Annotated in this window: 16 protein-coding genes; 8 read left to right on the top strand and 8 right to left on the bottom strand. The window is 74.6% G+C overall.

Annotation, left to right across the window (positions count from 1 at the left end):
* Positions 1-233 precede the first annotated feature (233 nt).
* Together SNOUR_RS22705 and SNOUR_RS22710 are read left to right on the top strand one after the other, a co-directional pair.
* Positions 234-686 (top strand): Zn-ribbon domain-containing OB-fold protein, encoded by a 453-nt coding sequence (locus tag SNOUR_RS22705; protein WP_067350113.1) that lies wholly within the window; start codon positions 234-236, stop codon positions 684-686.
* A 64-nt stretch (positions 687-750) separates the two neighbouring features.
* A complete protein-coding gene (locus SNOUR_RS22710; protein WP_067350115.1) occupies positions 751-1,239 on the top strand; it encodes a GNAT family N-acetyltransferase in 489 nt (162 codons plus the stop codon).
* Between the two features lie 58 nt (positions 1,240-1,297).
* Here the strand turns inward: SNOUR_RS22710 and SNOUR_RS22715 are convergent, their stop codons facing one another.
* Both SNOUR_RS22715 and SNOUR_RS22720 read right to left on the bottom strand, forming a co-directional pair.
* A complete protein-coding gene (locus SNOUR_RS22715) occupies positions 1,298-2,074 on the bottom strand; it encodes a pyridoxine/pyridoxamine 5'-phosphate oxidase (RefSeq protein WP_079142828.1) in 777 nt (258 codons plus the stop codon).
* Between the two features lie 233 nt (positions 2,075-2,307).
* Positions 2,308-3,498, bottom strand: coding sequence for a thiolase C-terminal domain-containing protein (locus SNOUR_RS22720; RefSeq protein ID WP_067350118.1), 1,191 nt, complete (start codon positions 3,496-3,498; stop codon positions 2,308-2,310).
* Positions 3,499-3,656: 158 nt separating this feature from the next.
* Between SNOUR_RS22720 and SNOUR_RS22725 the strand changes: the two genes are divergently transcribed.
* Together SNOUR_RS22725 and SNOUR_RS22730 are read left to right on the top strand one after the other, a co-directional pair.
* Positions 3,657-4,994 carry an acyl-CoA dehydrogenase family protein gene (locus SNOUR_RS22725; protein ID WP_067350120.1) on the top strand — a complete coding sequence of 446 codons (1,338 nt, stop codon included), beginning with the start codon at positions 3,657-3,659 and terminating at the stop codon, positions 4,992-4,994.
* Positions 4,994-5,482, top strand: coding sequence for a nitroreductase family deazaflavin-dependent oxidoreductase (locus SNOUR_RS22730; RefSeq protein WP_067350123.1), 489 nt, complete (start codon positions 4,994-4,996; stop codon positions 5,480-5,482). Before SNOUR_RS22725 ends, SNOUR_RS22730 begins: the two co-directional genes overlap by 1 nt.
* Before the next feature lie 307 nt (positions 5,483-5,789).
* On the opposite strand, the gene SNOUR_RS22735 is transcribed toward SNOUR_RS22730, so the two are convergent.
* Positions 5,790-6,437, bottom strand: a complete 648-nt coding sequence (locus tag SNOUR_RS22735; RefSeq protein WP_067350126.1) for a TetR family transcriptional regulator — start codon at positions 6,435-6,437, stop codon at positions 5,790-5,792.
* 801 nt (positions 6,438-7,238) lie between these two features.
* Here SNOUR_RS22735 and afsK point away from each other — a divergent pair.
* Positions 7,239-9,758 (top strand): protein serine/threonine kinase AfsK, encoded by a 2,520-nt coding sequence (afsK, locus tag SNOUR_RS22740; RefSeq protein WP_067350129.1) that lies wholly within the window; start codon positions 7,239-7,241, stop codon positions 9,756-9,758.
* A 19-nt stretch (positions 9,759-9,777) separates the two neighbouring features.
* Here afsK and SNOUR_RS22745 read toward each other — a convergent pair whose 3' ends face one another.
* Complete coding sequence (locus SNOUR_RS22745) at positions 9,778-10,512, bottom strand: hypothetical protein (protein WP_067350131.1); 735 nt, start codon at positions 10,510-10,512, stop codon at positions 9,778-9,780.
* Between the two features lie 210 nt (positions 10,513-10,722).
* Here SNOUR_RS22745 and SNOUR_RS22750 point away from each other — a divergent pair, with 210 nt between their 5' ends.
* A complete protein-coding gene (locus tag SNOUR_RS22750; RefSeq protein WP_067350134.1) occupies positions 10,723-11,295 on the top strand; it encodes a hypothetical protein in 573 nt (190 codons plus the stop codon).
* Positions 11,296-11,331: 36 nt separating this feature from the next.
* On the opposite strand, the gene SNOUR_RS22755 is transcribed toward SNOUR_RS22750, so the two are convergent.
* The 3 genes from SNOUR_RS22755 to SNOUR_RS22765 all read right to left on the bottom strand — a co-directional run bounded on the left by SNOUR_RS22755 (position 11,332) and on the right by SNOUR_RS22765 (position 13,823).
* A complete protein-coding gene (locus SNOUR_RS22755; RefSeq protein WP_067350137.1) occupies positions 11,332-12,120 on the bottom strand; it encodes an enoyl-CoA hydratase/isomerase family protein in 789 nt (262 codons plus the stop codon).
* The gene (locus tag SNOUR_RS22760; protein WP_067358647.1) at positions 12,117-12,599 is read right to left on the bottom strand and encodes a Zn-ribbon domain-containing OB-fold protein; all 483 of its coding nucleotides are present in this window, start codon (positions 12,597-12,599) and stop codon (positions 12,117-12,119) included. Before SNOUR_RS22760 ends, SNOUR_RS22755 begins: the two co-directional genes overlap by 4 nt.
* A gap of 72 nt (positions 12,600-12,671) precedes the next feature.
* Positions 12,672-13,823 carry a lipid-transfer protein gene (locus SNOUR_RS22765; RefSeq protein ID WP_067350140.1) on the bottom strand — a complete coding sequence of 384 codons (1,152 nt, stop codon included), beginning with the start codon at positions 13,821-13,823 and terminating at the stop codon, positions 12,672-12,674.
* A gap of 112 nt (positions 13,824-13,935) precedes the next feature.
* On the opposite strand from SNOUR_RS22765, the gene SNOUR_RS22770 reads away from it, so the two are divergent.
* Positions 13,936-15,582, top strand: a complete 1,647-nt coding sequence (locus SNOUR_RS22770) for a FadD3 family acyl-CoA ligase (RefSeq protein ID WP_067350142.1) — start codon at positions 13,936-13,938, stop codon at positions 15,580-15,582.
* Positions 15,555-15,920 (top strand): DUF4232 domain-containing protein, encoded by a 366-nt coding sequence (locus SNOUR_RS22775; protein WP_312633305.1) that lies wholly within the window; start codon positions 15,555-15,557, stop codon positions 15,918-15,920. Before SNOUR_RS22770 ends, SNOUR_RS22775 begins: the two co-directional genes overlap by 28 nt.
* A 123-nt stretch (positions 15,921-16,043) precedes the next feature.
* Here SNOUR_RS22775 and SNOUR_RS22780 read toward each other — a convergent pair whose 3' ends face one another.
* Entirely contained in the window at positions 16,044-16,979 is a 936-nt protein-coding gene (locus SNOUR_RS22780) for a TIGR03619 family F420-dependent LLM class oxidoreductase (protein ID WP_079142829.1), read from the bottom strand.
* Positions 16,980-16,983 lie beyond the last annotated feature (4 nt).

The following is a 16,983-nucleotide window of genomic DNA, read 5'->3' on the forward strand; positions in this document are numbered from 1 at the left end:
GCCCTACCGCGCTCAGCAGTAGCTGACGCATAGTCAGATTACTGAACTGACGTCATGTCAGGAATGGGTGTGCGCGGTAAAGCTTCGCGGCGGCGGACGGCGGACGGCGGACGGCGGGTGGCGGGTGGCGGGCCGTAGGGGCGGAGCGCCCGCCCTCTTGCGCCCGCATCGCCGATGAGTTGAACTGACGTACCGTCAGGACATGTCGGGGCGTCGATGGGGGTGCTGTACGCATGGGGGTGCGGTTCGATCTGCCGGAGGTGGACGCCTTCACCCGGCCGTACTGGGCGGCGGCGGCCGAAGGGCGGCTGCTGCTGCGCCGGTGCCGGGCCGAGGGGTGCGGCGCGGCGCACCACTATCCGCGCGAGTTCTGCCCGCGCTGCTGGAGCGAGGACGTCGTCTGGGAGCCGGCCGGCGGCCGCGCCACCCTCTACACCTGGTCCGTCGTGCACCGCAACGACCTCCCGCCCTTCGGCGACCGCGTCCCCTACGTCGCGGCGGTCGTCGAACTCGCCGAAGGGCCCCGGATGATGACCGAGGTGACGGACTGCGCGGAGGCGGACCTGCGGATCGGAATGCCGCTCGCGGTGCACTTCCGCACCGCGCCGGCGCAGCGGTCCGGCGGCGGTCCGGCGGTGGACGGCGAGGGCGCCGGGTTCGCGACAGCGGTGTTCCGGCCGGCCTGAAGGCCCCGGGTGCCGCTGACAAATAGAGTGGCGGCCCGGGTCATGCGCACGGGAGGCTTTCCCGGTGCTGATCCGAGACGCGAACGCGGCCGACTGGCCCGCTGTCTGGCCCTTCTTCCGGTCCGTCGTGCGGGCCGGCGAGACCTACTCCTATCCCCCGGACATCGACGAGCCGGCGGCCCGCGCGCTCTGGATGCTCCCGCCGCCCGGCCGTACGGTCGTCGCCGTCGACGACTCCGGGACGGTGCTCGGCTCGGCCAAGATGAACCCCAACCAGATGGGCAACGCCGCCCACATCGCCAGTGCCAGCTTCATGGTGGACCCGCGGCACCGCCGGCGCGGCACCGGACGGGCCCTGGGCGAGCACGCGCTGGCCTGGGCGCGCGCCGAGGGCTATCGCGGGATGCAGTTCAACGCCGTGGTGGAGAGCAACACCGGCGCGGTCGCCCTCTGGCGGTCCCTCGGCTTCCAGATCATGACCACCATCCCCGAGGGCTTCCACCACCCCACCCGGGGATACGTGGGGCTGCACATCATGTACCAGCGGCTGTAGACATGGCCGGTGGCCGGTGGCCGGTGGCCGGTGGTCGTCCGGCCGTGTGCCTTCCGCCTCACGGCCAGAGCAGTTCCCGCTCCCAACCACCCTCCGTGCGACGGTAGTTGAGACGTACATGCTGGCGTCGGTGCGGGTCGCCCTGGAAGAACTCGACCTCCTCGGCGCGCAGCACGTACAGCGTCCAGCTCGGGACCGGCGCGTCCGGTTCGCGCCGGGCGTGCTCCCAGGCGGCGTCCGCGGCGCGCGCCAGTTCGGCGGTCGAGCCGAGCACCTCGCTCTGGTGGCCCACCAGGGCGGCGGCCAGCGCGCCCGTGGAGCGGTGGTGCAGATCGGCCGCGCTCTCCTCCGGGCCCGCGGCGGTCACCGTGCCCCGGACCCGTACCTGACGGCCGACCGCCGCCCAGTAGAAGGCCAGCGCCGCCCGCGGGCGGGCGGCCAGCTCGCGGCCCTTGCGGCTGCCGCGGTGCGTGCCGAAGTGCCAGCCGCGTTCGTCCGCGTCGTGCAGCATCACGATGCGCACGGACGGGTCGCCGGCCGCGTCCGCGGTGGCCAGGGACATGGTGTGCGGCTCGGGAACGCCGGCCTCGGCGGCCTGGCGCAGCCACTGCCGGAAGAGCGGCAGCGGCTCGGCGGGTGCCTGCTCCGGGGCGAAGGACGGCAGTTCGCCCGGCCAGACCCGCAGGCCGCGCAGCACCTCGCGGAAGGCGCGGGCCTCGGCGTCGGCGCGCCCGGCGGCCCCGGTGCTGCCCGCGGCCTCGGCTTCGGTGTCGGCGGCCCCGGTGCCGGGCTCCGGGGTGGTTCCGGCGTTGCGGTGATCCGTGTGATCGGGCATGTCAGGCAGCGTACGCGCGGTGTCCGGGGCGCGGACCGGAGGCCGCGGCGGGACGGCCGGCGGCACCGCGCGCCGGCGGCGCCGGGTACTCCTTGAGCGTGATCGCCATGCCCGTGCCCTGCCCCGAGGCGGGCATGACCTCGTCGTCCCGGCCGGTGCGGTCGCCGAGGATCTAGGCCGAACTGCCGGCGGTGGTCACCCGTGCCGCGTGCGCAAGCGGATGCGGGCCCGCGCTACCCCGCCCCCAGCACCACCGTCCCCGACGAGCAGAACCAGCCGCCGGTGCCGGAGGCGACGGCCAGTTGCGGCAGGGCGCCGCCCGGCTTGCGGACCTGGCGGTCCGGGCCGGCCTCGCCGCGGAGTTGGCGGACCGCCTCGACCAGCAGGAACAGTCCCCGCATACCGGGGTGGCAGGCGGCCAGCCCGCCGCCATCGGTGTTGACCGGGAGTTCGCCGTCCCGCAGCAGCCGCCCCTTCTCGACGAAGGCGCCGCCCTCCCCCTTGGCGCAGAAGCCCAGGTCCTCCAGCGTCACCAGGGTCATGTAGGTGAAGGCGTCGTAGATCTCGGCGAGGTCGATCTCGGCGGGGCGGACGCCGGCGCGCTGGAAGGCGAGCCGGCCGGAGACGGCGGCGGGGGAGACGGTGAAGTCGTCCCACTCCGACATCGTGGTGTGCGAGACGGCGGTGCCCGAGCCGAGCACCCAGACCGGGCGTTTGGCGAGGTCGGGCACGCGGTCCTCGGCGACGAGCAGCACCGCGCAGCCGCCGTCGGAGCGGATGCAGCAGTGCAGTTTGGTGAACGGGTCGGCGATCATCGGCCCGGACAGCACCTCGTCCACGGTGATCGGCTCGCGGTACATGGCGTCCGGGTTGCCGGCCGCGTTGGCGCGCGCCTGGACGGCTACCTGGGCCAGCTGTTCCAGGGTGGTCCCGTACTGGTGCTGATGGCGGCGCGCGGCCATGGCGTACTTGGCGATCAGGCTGTGCCCGTAGGGGACTTCGAACTGGAGCGGGCCGCGGGCGCCGAAGGAGAGGTTGGCGGTGCGGCGCCCGGCCTTGATGTCGGCGCGGGCGGTGGAGCCGTAGACCAGGAGGACGGCGTTCGCGTGCCCGGCCGCGATCGCGTCGGCGGCGTGCGCGGCCATCACCTCCCAGGTGGCCCCGCCGACCGCGGTGGAGTCCACCCAGGTGGGGCGCAGCCCCAGGTATTCCGCGACCTCGACGGGGGCGAGGGTGCCGAGGCCGGCCGAGGCGAAGCCGTCGATCACCGACCGGTCGAGCCCGGAGTCGACGAGGGCCCGGCGGGCGGCCTGGGCGTGCAGGGCGTACGGGGTGGCCTCGTCCACCCGCCCGCAGTCGGAGAGTGCGACTCCGGCGACGGCGACCTTGCGTTGTCCGGCGGGGGTCCCTGACGTCAGCGACATGAATCTGACGGTACATCAGATCCGTTGGGGTGGGCAGGGGGAGTCTCCGGCGCTTCGCCCTAGGAAAGTTCGCCCCTCCTCCCTACTATGACGGGCCGTCAGATTCGGACCCCGTCCGGGCGGACGGGTGTCGCCGCACGGCCGGGAGGAGCCCGCCGATGGATGCCGCGTTCACCGAGGAGCAGGACGAGATCCGCCGCACCCTGCGCACACTGCTGGACAAGCGCTGCGGCCCGGACGAGGTCAGGGCGGCGGTCCGCACCCCGGCGGGCTACGACGAGGCGCTGTGGCGGCGGCTCGCCGAACAGCTCGGACTGCCCGGCCTGGCCCTGCCCGCGGCGTACGGCGGGGCCGGCTGCGGCCCCACCGAACTCGCCCTGGCCTGCGAGGAGACCGGCCGCACCGTCCTCCCGGCGCCGCTGATCGGCACCGCGGTGCTCGCCGCCCCGCTGATCCTGGCGCTGGGCGGGGAGCGCCGGCGCGCCGAGCTGCTGCCCGCCCTCGCGGCCGGGGAGTCGACCGCCGCGCTCGTCGTGCCGGGCGGGCGACTGGGCACCGCGCTGGCGCTGACCGGGCCCAACGAAGGCGACTGGGCCGGCGGCGGCCGGGCCGGCGGGATCCAGGCACGGTGGTCACAGGAGCACGGGGCGCTGCCGCCGAAGGGCGGGGGCGAGCCACGGGCCGGCGGCGGCTGGCGCCTCTACGGGGAGGCCGAGCAGGTCCTGGGCGGGCACACCGCGGACGTGCTGGTGGTCGCCGCGCACGCCGGCGGCTTCGCGCGCAGCCGCACCCTGCTCTTCACCGTGCGGGCCAAGGGGCCGGACGGCGCCGAGACGCCCGGACTGCTGCGCACCCGGCAGACCGCGATGGACGAGACCCGGCCGCAGGCCCGCATCGAACTCCGGGACGTGGCGGCCGAGTTGCTGGGCGAGGACCCCTCGGGGGGTGACGGTGCGACGGACGCGGTGGCCGCGGCGCTGGCCGCCACCGGGGCGACGGCCGCCGCGTGCCTGGCGGCCGAGGCGGTCGGCGCGGCCGACGCGGCGCTGTCCCGTACGGTCGGCCACGTCAAGGAGCGCACCCAGTTCGGCCGGCCGATCGGCTCTTTCCAGGCAGTGCAGCACCGGCTCGCCGACCTGTACGTGGCGGTGCAGGCGGCGCGTTCGGCGGCGTACTACGCGGCCTGGGCGGCGGGCGGCGGGCGCGCCGTCACCGAGCCCGGGGTGGGCGCGCTGGCGCTGGCGCAGGCGCTGGAGGCGCTGCGCGCGGTGGCCGCCGAGGCGGTGCAGCTGCACGGCGGCATCGGCTTCACTTGGGAGCACGCGGCGCACCTCTACTTCAAGCGGGCGGCCTGTGACGAGTTGCTGCTGGGGCCGGTGCACCGGCTGCGGGCCCGGGCGGCCGAGCAGGCCGGGCTGTTCGCGTCCGGGGACGGGGACGGGGCGGATGCGGGCGCCCTCGTCGGCCCGGCGGTGCGCGCGGCGGTCGGCGCCTGATGGCCGGTCGCGCACGGCTGGTGCAGAAGATCTCCTCGACCCGGGCGTTCGCACGGGTCGCGCCGCACGTCGTCCCCGCGCTGGACCGCGCCGTGCACCGGCTGTCCGGCGGAAGGACACTGCTCAGCACCCGGCTGCTGCCCGGTGTCGTGCTGACCGCGACCGGTGCCCGCACCGGGCGGCCGCGGCGCACCCCGCTGGCCTGCATGCCGCAGGACGACGGCGGCTGGCTGCTGATCGGCAGCAACTTCGGCCGGCCCGGGCATCCGGCCTGGACCGGGAACCTGATGAAGAACCCGGAGGCGGAGGTGAGTTGGCGGGGCCGGGACATTCCGGTGCGGGCCCGGTTGCTGACGGGGGAGGAGCGCGAACGGGCCTGGCGCGCGGCGGTCGCGTTCTGGCCGCCGTACGCGGCCTATCAGGCCCGGGTGGAACGGGAGATCCGGCTGTTCCGGCTGGACCGGAGGGATCGGTCGGACCGGCGCTGACGGTGCGGTGGCCGGCGGTTGCGCACGCGCAGCGGGTGCCGTCACGGCCCCTGGGGGCGGTCGGCACCCGCTGTGTGTGCGGTACAGCTATGGCAGGACGGACACCGGACGGAGGGCGAACTGTCCCGGAGACAGCGGGACATGGGGGAAGCTCCGGCTTCCCCGGCGGCAGAGTGGAGGCCGAGGCGCGACGCTGCGGCTCAGCGCTCCCGGCTCGGCGGCACCGGCGATGCGGCCGTAGGCGTACGGCGTTCCCGGTGGCGCGGCGGCCCGACGCGGACTCGTGGGCCGGACGCGGGGAGGCCCGCTACTTGGTGGGCTTCTTGCCGGTGATGCCGAAGTGCACCAGCAGTGCCAGGTTGGGCTTGAGCTCGGCCTGCTTGACGCCCCAGCTCTGGAAGCCCTTCTGGTGGCCGGCGACCGCCGCCAGCATCGCGACGATGGAGCCGGCCATGGCCGCCGCGCTCACGTCCTTGTCGACCTTGTTCTTGGCCTGGAGCTCCTGGATCGACTCCGTAAGGGAGTTGGTGACCGCGTTGAGGATCTTCATGCGGAGCTTGTAGAACCGCTTGTCGCCCTCGGCGGCGCCCAGGTCGACGACGCGCAGGATCGCGTCGTGCTTGCGCCAGAAGGAGAGGAAGCCGTCGACCAGTTCCTCGGCGGCCTGCCATCCGGACTTGCCCACCCAGGAACGCTCGGCGACCAGATCGGTCAGGCTTGCGCCCTCTTTCGCCATCTCTTCGGCGATTTCGAGGACCGCGCCTTCCACATCCGGGAAGTACTGATAGAACGTCGCGGGTGAAGTGCCCGCTTTTCGGGCCACATCGATGACTTTGACGTCCCGATAGGGGGACGAACTGAGCATTTCACTGAGGCAGTCGAGAAGCTTTTGCCGCGTCGCCTGTCCGCGGCGGCCGGCAACTCTGCCGTCGACGGTTCGAACTTGTCCTGTCATGCCGTCAGCTTACCGAGGGGTGATCGGAGCGCGATTTGGCTGCCTGCAAATGGGGACCGGGGAGTTCGGGCCGTCGGGCGCCCGTTGTCGCCCTGGTGGCGGGTCGGATCGTGGCCGGAGCCGGGTGCGCGGTCATTGGTCCGATCCAGTGAATGTTGTTATCAACAGCCTGTGGACAACTTTGGTGGACAACGGGTGGCGGCGGGGGTCGCGGGCGCCCGTCGGGGACGAGACGGGAATCCGCCCGCCACGCGTGGTGTCCTGGCCGCGAAATGGCCGTGGGCGGCGCAGAATTGATCCATTGACGCACGGCGGGCCGCGGGGGAAGGCATGCGTACGGATATGGGCGGGGAAATGGAACGATTTCGGCCACGGCGGACCGGTCGTGGGTCCGGGTGTCCACCGGGTGTCGACGGGCCGGCGGAGGCCCTGTCGTCGACCCGCGCTCGCGGAATCCGTCCGTCCGGATGGGGCGATGGGCGGCGGAAATTCCGCGCAGGCTGCTCTTAGACGGCCCGCAACCGGCCGGTAACCCGTCGGCAATCGCCCGTCCCCGGACGTATCGACGCACGTCAGGGCGGGGTGGAATACGCCGGGTAATGGCCTTGTTGCGTATCGCAGGGGGTGAGTCGTGACACGGCCGACAGGCCCCGGGTTCGCAACCGCCGGCCCGGCCAGGAAGAATCAGGGTGCGTACGGCCGTTTCGGCCAGGCGGTGAGACGCTGCCCGGGGCAGTGGCTCTCGGCGGCTCGTGGCTATTGAGAGTCTCGTTTTATGCCCCACGGGGAGGTGGCAGGCAAGTGGTGGAGCAGCTGACGCAGCACGATCCCCGGCGGATCGGCCCGTTCGAGGTGCTCGGCCGTCTCGGGGCCGGCGGCATGGGCCTGGTCTATCTGGCGCGGTCGGCGTCCGGCCGGCGCGTGGCGATCAAGACGGTCCGTTCCGAACTCGCCGAGGACCAGCTGTTCCGGGTCCGGTTCACCCGCGAGGTAGAGGCGGCCCGCGCGGTCAGCGGCTTCTACACCGCGGCCGTGGTCGACGCCGACCCGAGGGCCGCGGTGCCCTGGCTGGCGACGGCGTACGTCCCCGCGCCCTCCCTGGAGGAGATAGTCAATGAGTGCGGTCCGCTGCCGGTCCAGGCGGTGCGCTGGCTGGCCGCCGGGATCGCCGAGGCGCTGCAGTCCATCCACGGCGCCGGGCTCGTCCACCGCGACCTGAAGCCGTCGAACGTCCTGGTGGTCGAGGACGGCCCCCGGGTGATCGACTTCGGCATCGCCTCCGGGGTGTCCAACACCCGGCTGACGATGACCAACGTGGCGGTCGGCACCCCGGCCTACATGTCGCCGGAGCAGGCCCGCGACTCCCGCAGCGTCACCGGCGCCAGCGACATCTTCTCGCTCGGCTCCACCCTGGTCTTCGCCGCCACCGGGCACGCGCCGTTCCACGGTGCCAACCCCGTCGAGACGGTCTTCATGCTGCTCCGGGAGGGCCCCGACCTGGCCGGGCTGCCGGACGACCTCCGGCCGCTGATGGATTCCTGTATGCAGATGGAGGCGGCCCACCGGCCGTCCCCGGCCGACCTGCAGTCCCAGTTGGCGCCGCACCTGTTCAGCTCCGGCAGCGACGACAGCGGCACGGCCTCGGCCTGGCTGCCGCCCGGTGCCGTGGCGCTCATCGAGCGGCGGCGCGGCGGCGGCCGGGGCGCCGTCGCCCAGAGCACCCCGAGGCCGGCCGCCGCGCCCCGCGACGCCGGCCGTCAGGAACCCGTGGCCGCGCCGCCGATGCCGCAGGCCCCGCCGCAGCCCGTGCCGCAGCGGGCTGAGAGCGGCCGGCCGGCCGCCGAGGGCTGGCCCGGCCGGATCGGCGCCGGCCCCGGTGCGCACCGCGCCGACCCGCGCGGCGCCCCGGCCCCGGTGGCCGCCGCCGCCCCGCCGTCCGCTCCGCCGGCTCCCGAGGGCGCCGGCGGTCCCGTGCGGCTCGGTGGTTCGCACGCCCCGATAGGGCCCGGGCCGCGCGCCGCCGACGCCCCCCAGCAGCGCGCCGCGGCCGCCGCGACGAACTGGGTCCGGCCGCCGGCCGGCGCCCCGGCGGCCGGTGTGCCGCAGCAGGGCGCGCCCACCGGCAGCGGCCAGGGCGAGGCCGCACCGGCCGCCCCGGTCGCCCCGGTGGAGGCCCCGTCCGCCGACCCGGGCCGTTGGCGCCCCTGGCGGTTCCGGATGTCGAACGACGTCTGGGGCACCCCGGTGGTCTCCGGCGAGCTGCTCTACGTCACGTCGTTCGAGGTGCACGCCCTCGATGTGGCCAGCGGGCGGCGGAAGTTCAAGACCCGCGACGTCGCCTGGGCGATGGCGGTCGCCGACGGCCGGATCCACGCCTCCGACGGGCCCACCCTCTACGCACTGGACGCCGACGACGGCAGCGAGCGCTGGCGGTTGAGCAGCGAGGGCTGGGTCTATGCGCTGACCGCCGACCGCGGCACCGTCGTCACCAGCACCCGGGGCGGCGGCGTCCAGGCACGGGACGCCACCACCGGCGAGCTGCTGTGGGACCTCACCGGCGCCCAGACCGACTTCGAGAACCCCGACGCGGCGCCCGTGCAGCAGGACGGCACGGTCTACGTCTGGGCCGAGGCCCGGCTGAAGGCGCTGGACGCGCGCACCGGCGCCGAGCGTTGGTCGTACCCGGTGGGCGACGCGGCGTCCTGCGGCGGTGTCCCGGTCCGGCTGCTGCCCGCGCCGGACGGCGTGGTGTACGTGGTCGCCGGCACCCGGGTGCTGGCGCTGGACGCCGCCCGCGGCGACGTGCGCTGGCACTTCGAGGCGCCCGCGGCCTTCCTGAGCCCGCCCGCCTTCGCGCCCGGCCCCGCGGTCACCGGCGGCGGCCTCTACCTCGCCGACTACCTCGGCACGGTCTACGCCCTCGACGCGGCGGACGGCCGGGACCGCTGGCGGATCGCCACCGAGGCCCGCCAGTCCTCCGAGCCGGTGCTGGTCGCGCACGGCGCGGTCCATCTGGGCAGCGGCAAGGCGCTCTACACCCTCGACGCGGTCACCGGCACCCCGCGCTGGCGCTTCCAGGCGGGCGCCGAGGTCGTGGGCTCCCCGGTCGTCGCCGAGGGGCGGGTGCACTTCGGGTCGGCCGACCACTGCCTGTACACCCTCGACGCGATGGGCGGTCAGCTGCGCTGGAAGCTGGCCACCGGCGGGGAGATCACCGGTTCGCCGGTGGCGGTCGGCGGCGTGGTCTACGCCTGCAGCAAGGACCGCTGCGTGTACGCGCTGGACGCCGCCAAGGGGACGGGCCTGGCCCGGCGCCCGTAGGCCGGGCCGTCGGACGACTCTAGGGCCGGCCCGGTCCGGTCGGCCCGTGGTCGTTCGGCGGCGGTTGCGGTCCGCCCGGCCAGGTCGGGCGGTCGTCCTCGCCGTGCTCCGGGCCCGGCTGCGGCTGGTCCCGGCCCCACTCCACGGGCGGCGTCGGCCTGTGCGGCCCGGTCGGGCCGGGGGCGCCGGGCGCGGGTCCGTACGGTTCCGGGTGCCGCTCCTGGGTGGGCGGGGGGCCCGGGTCCCAGGGGGCGGGCGGCGGCCGGTGCGGGGTGTACGAGGACGGGTGCCCGTCGTCGTACGCGTCGCGGTACTCGTCGTATTCGTCCTCGTGCGCGGGGACCCGGCGGGTGCGCCCGCGCATCACCAGGGCGCCCAGGATCAGCAGGGCGCCGCCGCCCAGGGCGTTGGCGACGCCGACGCCCAGCCCGTGCGTGCCGGCGGTGAGTTCGCCCGCGTGCTGGCCCTGGCGGACCATCCACAGGACGGTGAAGCCCAGGACCACCAGCCCGGCGAGGGTGACGAGCAGGCGGGAGCGCAGCGCCACGCCGACCAGCGTCAGCAGCCCGGCGAAGACCATCGGCAGCACCAGGGAGCCGAAGAGCGTGGCGCCGTTGTCCGTGAGGCCGTTGAAGAGGTCCTCGATCCGGACGTCGCTGCCGTGACGGCCGTCGTACCAGGGACGGAAGGGGCTCCAGACGGCGGCCGTCGCTCCGACGAGGGCGATCAGGGAGCCGAGAACGTTGCGCACCACCGGCGTCGCCTCGCTTCGACTCGTCCTGTCGGCCTCGTGACCGACGCTACGCCTGCCCGTCTGCCCCCGCTAGACAAGCTCGGCCGGATGCGGCCCGACTCCGCCGAGGGCCCCGTACGGACCGTCCCCGGCCCTTGCTAGGGTGCCGTGCACGCGTCAACCCTGGGGGTGGCGCGTCTAGGACGCAGCAACGGGGGATGGTCGAAGGACATGGAGCAGCGCACGCGCACGGGCAGGCCCGCCGGAGGCACCGGGGACCGCGTCCGGAAGGGGATCAGGGCGGGCGTCGCGACCGGGCTGGCGGCGGTCTCGCTCGCCGCGCTCGCCGGCTGCGCGTTCGGCCGGCCCAAGATCAATGTGCCGCCGCCGGACTGGGCGACGGCGTCGCCCTCCGCCAGTTACGACCCGTACCACCCGACGCCGTCGTACACGCCCAGCTACGACACCTACTCGCCGTCCCCGACGCAGGAGACCTACAACCCCGACGGGCGGTCCGACGTCCGGGGCAGCGGCTGCGACTTCTCCTCCTCGCTGCGCCAGTTCACCTACACGGTCTCCATCACCAACCCGTCGACGACCAGCACGTTCTCCTACGACATGCGCATCGACTGGATGAAGGACAAGCCGGCCGACGGCTCCACCTACGGGGAGCACCAGCGCAGCGTCGTGGTGGCGCCCGGCGCCACCGAGACCTACACCGCCAAGTACACGCTGAACCAGTCCTCCTGGCAGGCGTTCTGGTACACCTGCCAGATCACCCGGGCCACCAAGTCCAAGATGTGACCCGGGCCCGGCGGTGCCGCGCCCGGTGGGCGGCGGTCACCTGACGGGCGGCGGGGCGGCCCCGGTGCCCCGGGGGCGGGTGGTGAACAGCGCGGCCTGGCGGTCCGGCGGCAGGTTGCCGAGCGAGATCAGCTGCGGGGCGTGCGCCAGCGCCTGCGCCCGGGTCGCCTCCTTGGCGGCCCACAGGGCGCGGACGGTGCCCTGGACGGCCTCGGTGGGCTGCGCGGCCAGGACCGCGGCGCGGCGCACCGCGGTCTCGGCCGCGGCGCCGGGCGGGGTCAGCTCGGAGACCAGTCCGATGTCGTGGGCGCGCCGGGCGCCGAGCCGCTCCGCGGTGCCCATCAGGGCGAGCCGGGCGATCTCCCCGTAGGGCATCCGCTGGGCCATGAGGATGGACTCGTAGGCGCTGACCATCCCGTAGGTGGTGTGCGGGTCGAAGAAGGTGGCGTCGTCGGCGGCGATGATGAACTCCGCCTCGCCCAGCAGGTAGAAGGCGCCGCCGCAGGCCATCCCCTCGACCGCGGCGAGCACCGGTTTCCACAGGTCGTTGGCCTTCGGGCCGATCCGGAGCAGCGGGTCGTCGAGGGAGTACGGGGAGGACGGCTGGGGCACGTCGGCCGAGCGGTCGAGGCCGGTGCAGAAGGCGCGACCGCCGGCGCCGGTGAGCACCGCCGCCCGCACGGTGTCGTCGAAGCGGAACTCCCGCCACAGGCCGGCAAGTTCGGCGGCGGTGGCCAGGTCGAGGGCGTTGTGGCGGTCGGGGCGGTCCAGGGTGACCAGGGCGACCCCGTCGTCGGTCTCGGTGCGGACCCCGGGGGACGTCACGGCCGCTCCAGGACCCAGCGGGGGACGGTCGGCCCGCCGGGCAGGGCGTGGAAGACCGCCTTCACCGGGGCGCCGATGCGCAGCCGGGCCGGGTCCACGGAGTTCAGGGCGGCGTCGGGGGCGGCGACGAGGTTGCCGACCAGCCGGATCCGCGGGGCCTCGGTGAGCTCCACGATGATCGCGTTGTAGGGGGCCTGGGCGGCGTAGGCGGGCAGCAGCGGCGGGTGCGGCAGGACGTAGGACCAGATCCGGCCGCGGCCGCTCATCCGCTGCCAGTGGGCGGCGAACGACTGGCAGTGCGGGCAGCAGGGGCGGGGCGGGAAGCGCGGTTCGTCGCAGTCGGAGCAGGTCTGCACGCGGAGTTCGCCGCGGGCCGCGTACTCCCAGAACGGGGCCCCGTCGTCGTCGGGGACGGGCAGCAGCAGGTCGGCGCTGGGGTCGGGGGGAGTGTCGGTGGCGGGTGGCAGGCTTGTGTTCATGGCATCACGGACGGTCATGGATTCGGTCCCGGCGGTGGTTCCGCGCGGGGAGCGCTCTGCGCGCATCGCGTATCAACTCCTCAGCAGCAGTGCGGAGGTGGGCACGCCCTCGCCCGCGGTGACGAGGCAGGTGGCGGCGTCCGGGACCTGTGCGGTGCTGGTGCCGCGCAGCTGCCGGACGCCTTCGGTGATGAGGTTGAAGCCGTGCACATACGCCTCGGAGAGGCCGCCGCCACCGGTGTTGAGGGGCAGTCGGCCGCCGATCTCCAGGGCGCCGCCCTCGGTGAAGGCCGCGCCCTCGCCGCGTCCGCAGAAGCCGTAGCCCTCCAGGGAGAGCGGTATCAGCGGGGTGAAGGCGTCGTAGATCTGCGCCACGTCGATGTCCTGCGGGCCCAGGTCGGCGCCCTTCCAGAGGTGGCGGGCGGCGGTCCAGGCCGGGCCGGTGAGCGGGTCGTCGTTCCAGTAGTTGACCATGCCGTGGTGCTGGGCGGGCAGGCCCTGCGCGGCGGCGTGGACGTAGACGGGGCGCCGGCGGCAGTCGCGGGCGCGCCCGGCTGCGACCACGACGCAGGCCAGTGCGCCGTCGGTCTCCAGGCAGTTGTCGAAGAGGCAGAGCGGTTCGCTGATCCAGCGGGCGGTCATGTACATCTCGCGGGTCAGCGGGCGGTCGTACATCATCGCGGCCGGGTTCTGGTTGGCGCGGTTGCGGCAGGCGAGGGCGACGTTGAAGAAGTGGTCGCGGGTGGCGCCGTACTCGTGCATGTAGCGCCGGGCCAGCATGCCGATCTCGTCGGCGGGGCGGAGCAGGCCGAAGGGCCGGGTCCACTGTGCCGGGGTGGGCAGTTGGACGCGGGTGTTGGTCCACGGCCGTGGTCCGGAGCCGCGCTTGCGGGACCGCCAGGCGACGCCGACGCTCGCCTGCCCGGTGGCGATCGCGGCGGCCAGGTGTGCCACCGTCGCGCAGGAACCGCCGCCGCCGTAGCCGACCTTGGAGAAGTGCGTGACGTCCCCGGCGCCGATGGACTTGGCGATCTCGACCTCGTCGGTCTCCTCCATCGTGTACGAGGCGAAGGCGTCCACCTCGGAGGGGGCGATGCCGGCGTCGTCCAGGGCCGCGACGATCGCCCGGCACGCCAAGCGCTTCTCGGATTCCGGAAGGCGTTTGGCAAAGGAGGTCTGTCCGATGCCGACGATCGCCGTAGCGTCCTTGAGGGTCGCCCCCATCGCCACCTCCGTGGTCGGTCGTCACTGCTGACAGCGGAGGAGGGTACCGCTAATCTGACGGACAGTCAGCTAGTGCGGAGCGGGGTATTTGCCAGGAGCGGGAGGCAGTGCGATGGGCGAACGGCTCGATGCGCGGGCGGACTTGGCGTACGGCTCACTGGGCCACCTGGTGCGTGCGGCCGCCGCACGGTACGGCCCCCGGGAGGCCGTCGTCGAGGGCCGCACCCGGGTGTCCTACGCCGAGCTGGGCGCACGGGTGGAGCGGGCCGCCGCGGCCTGCATCGCCGCCGGGGTCGCCCCTGGCGACCGGGTCGCGGTCTGGGCGCCCAACACCCTCGACTGGATCGTCTCCGCCCTCGGCGCGGTGACCTCCGGCGCGATTCTCGTCCCGGTCAACACCCGCTTCAAGGGCGCCGAGGCGGCCGGCATCCTGCGCCGCACCCGCACCAAGATCCTCTTCGTCACCGGCACCTTCCTCGGCACGTCCTACGTCGCCTCGCTGCGCCGCGCCGCCGAGCGGGGCGACGGCCGCGGCCCGCTGCCCGGACTGCCGCACCTGGAACAGGTCGTGGTGCTCGCCGACGACGCCCCCGCCGACTTCACCACCTGGCGCGCCTTCCTCGCCGGCGGCGCGGCGGTGCCGCCCGCCACGGTCCGCGCCCGGACCGACGCCCTCGGCCCCGACGACCCCTCGGACCTCATCTTCACCTCCGGCACCACCGGCCACCCCAAGGGCGCCGTGATCACCCACGGCCAGACCCTGCGGGCCTACGCCGTCTGGAGCGCACTGGCCGGCCTGGAGGAGGGCGACCGCTACCTCATCGTCAACCCCTTCTTCCACACCTTCGGCTACAAGGCCGGCGTCGTCGCCTGCCTGCTGCGCGGCGCCACGATGGTCCCGCAGCCGGTCTTCAGCGTGGAGACCGCGCTCGCCAACATCGCCGCCGAGGCGATCTCCGTCCTGCCCGGCCCGCCCACCCTGCACCAGCAGCTCCTGGACCACCCCGACCGCGCCGCGCACGACCTCTCGGCGCTGCGCCTGGTCGTCACCGGCGCCGCGGTCGTCCCGCTGGAGCTGGTGGAGCGGCTGCGCGGCGAGCTGAAGGTGGCCACCGTCCTGACGGCCTACGGCCTGTCGGAGAGCACCGGCGTGGTCACCATGTGCCGCCGCGGCGACCCGCCCGAGGTGATCGCGGCGACCTCCGGCCGCGCCCTGCCGGACACCGAGGTCCGGGTCGTGGACCCCGCCGGCCGCCCGCAGCCGCCCGGCGAGCCCGGTGAGGTCCTGGTCCGCGGCTACCACGTGATGTCCGGCTACTTCGAGGACCCGGCCGCCACCGCCCGCGCGATCACCCCCGACGGCTGGCTGCGCACCGGTGACGTCGGCGTCCTCGACCGGGCCGGCAACCTCCGCATCACCGACCGCATCAAGGACATGTACATCGTCGGCGGCTTCAACGCCTATCCCGCCGAGATAGAGCAACTCCTCGTGCGCCACCCGGACATCACCGAGGTCGCGGTCATCGGCATCCCCGACCGCCGCCTCGGCGAGGTCGGCAAGGCGTACGCGGTCCGCCGCCCCGGCTCCCGGGTCACCGCCGACGACCTGATCGCCTGGTCCCGCCGCGAGATGGCGAACTACAAGGTGCCCCGGGAGGTGGAGTTCGTCGCGGGACTGCCGCGCAACGCGAGCGGCAAGGTGGTCAAGGGGCAGCTGCGGCACGGCAGTCCGTGCGCCGAGCGGGACGGGGCGCACTGACGACCACCAGCATCAACCTGGTCAACAAGGGCAGCCACGCCTGCGAGATCGGCGGCTTCCCGGGCGTGGACCTCACCTCCGTCAACGGTGGCGAGCGGTGGTCGCTGGTCCGCTCGTCGGCCAAGTTCGGCTCGATCACCCTGGCGCCCGGGGACAGCACCGACTTCACGCTCAACATCGCCCTGACCAAGGAGAACGAGGGCTTCTACCAGCCCGCCTGGGTGGAGGTCACCCCGCCCAACGAGACCAAGGCGCTGAAGATCGAGTGGCCCTGGGGCACGCTCGTCGACCAGCGCAGCGCCACCCACCCGGCCACCTTCGTCAACCCCATCGGCTGACGCCCCCGTCCGGAGGGCCGTTCCGCGGCCGGGCGTCCGACGACGCACCCGCCCGCAACGGCCGACCGCCGTCCCGGCGCGACGGGATCGCCACCGGCGCGGCGCCTCACCGTGCGCGGCGCCTCACCGTGCGACGTGGCCGCCGGCGACCCCGGTCCGCTCCGCCAGCGCCCGCATCCGGTCCGCGAACCCGCCGTCCGCCGACCCGAACCACACCCCGAGGTCCGCCGCGCCCGCCGCCTCCCACTCCGCGACCTCGGCGGCCACGTCCGCCACCGTGCGGTCCGGGCCGTCCCAGCCGATCCGGGTGCCGGCCGTCACCCGGGTCCCCCGCTCCGCGGCCCGCCGGGCCAACTCCGCCGCCCGCGGCGCGAACTGCCCGGGGGTGAGCCCCACCCCCTGCCAGTGGCCGCCGAACTCCGCGGCGCGCCGCAGCGCCGCGTCCGAGTTCCCGCCGATCAGGAACGGCACCGGCTCCCGCGGCACCGGTTCGAACACCGCCCGGCCGTCGAAGGCCACCTGCCCGTCCTCGTAGGGCCCGCCCGCTCCCGTGTGCAGATGCCGCACCAGCCGCAGCGTCCGGTCCGTCCGCGCACCCCGGTCGCCGAAGCCGACGCCGGCCGCCGCGAACTCGTACGGATGCCAGCCCACGCCGACGCCCAGCACGAACCGGCCGCCGCTCAGCCGCGCCAGCGTCGCCGACTGCCGGGCCAGCAGCAGCGGTTCGCGCAGCGGCGCGATCAGCACCGACGTCCCCAGCGTGATCCGTTCGGTCGCGGCGGCCAGGTAGGCGAGCGTGGTCAACGCCTCGTACACCCCGCCGTAGCCCTCCGGCGGACGCCCGTACGGGCCCGGCGGCAGCAGGTGGTCCGGCAGCCAGACCCCCGCGTACCCCAGTTCCTCGGCCTCCCGGGCCAGCCGCACCAGCTCCTGGGCGGGCATCGTGCCCGCTTCGGACGGCAGGACGACGTGCAGCCGCATCCGGTCCGGCCGCCCGGCGGCCGTGCCGGGGACGGCGGGGTGGGCGGTGGGGTGCTGCGTGGTGACGGCGTCGCTCATGGGG

The sequence above is a fragment of the Streptomyces noursei ATCC 11455 genome, assembly GCF_001704275.1.
Lineage (GTDB): Bacteria > Actinomycetota > Actinomycetes > Streptomycetales > Streptomycetaceae > Streptomyces > Streptomyces noursei.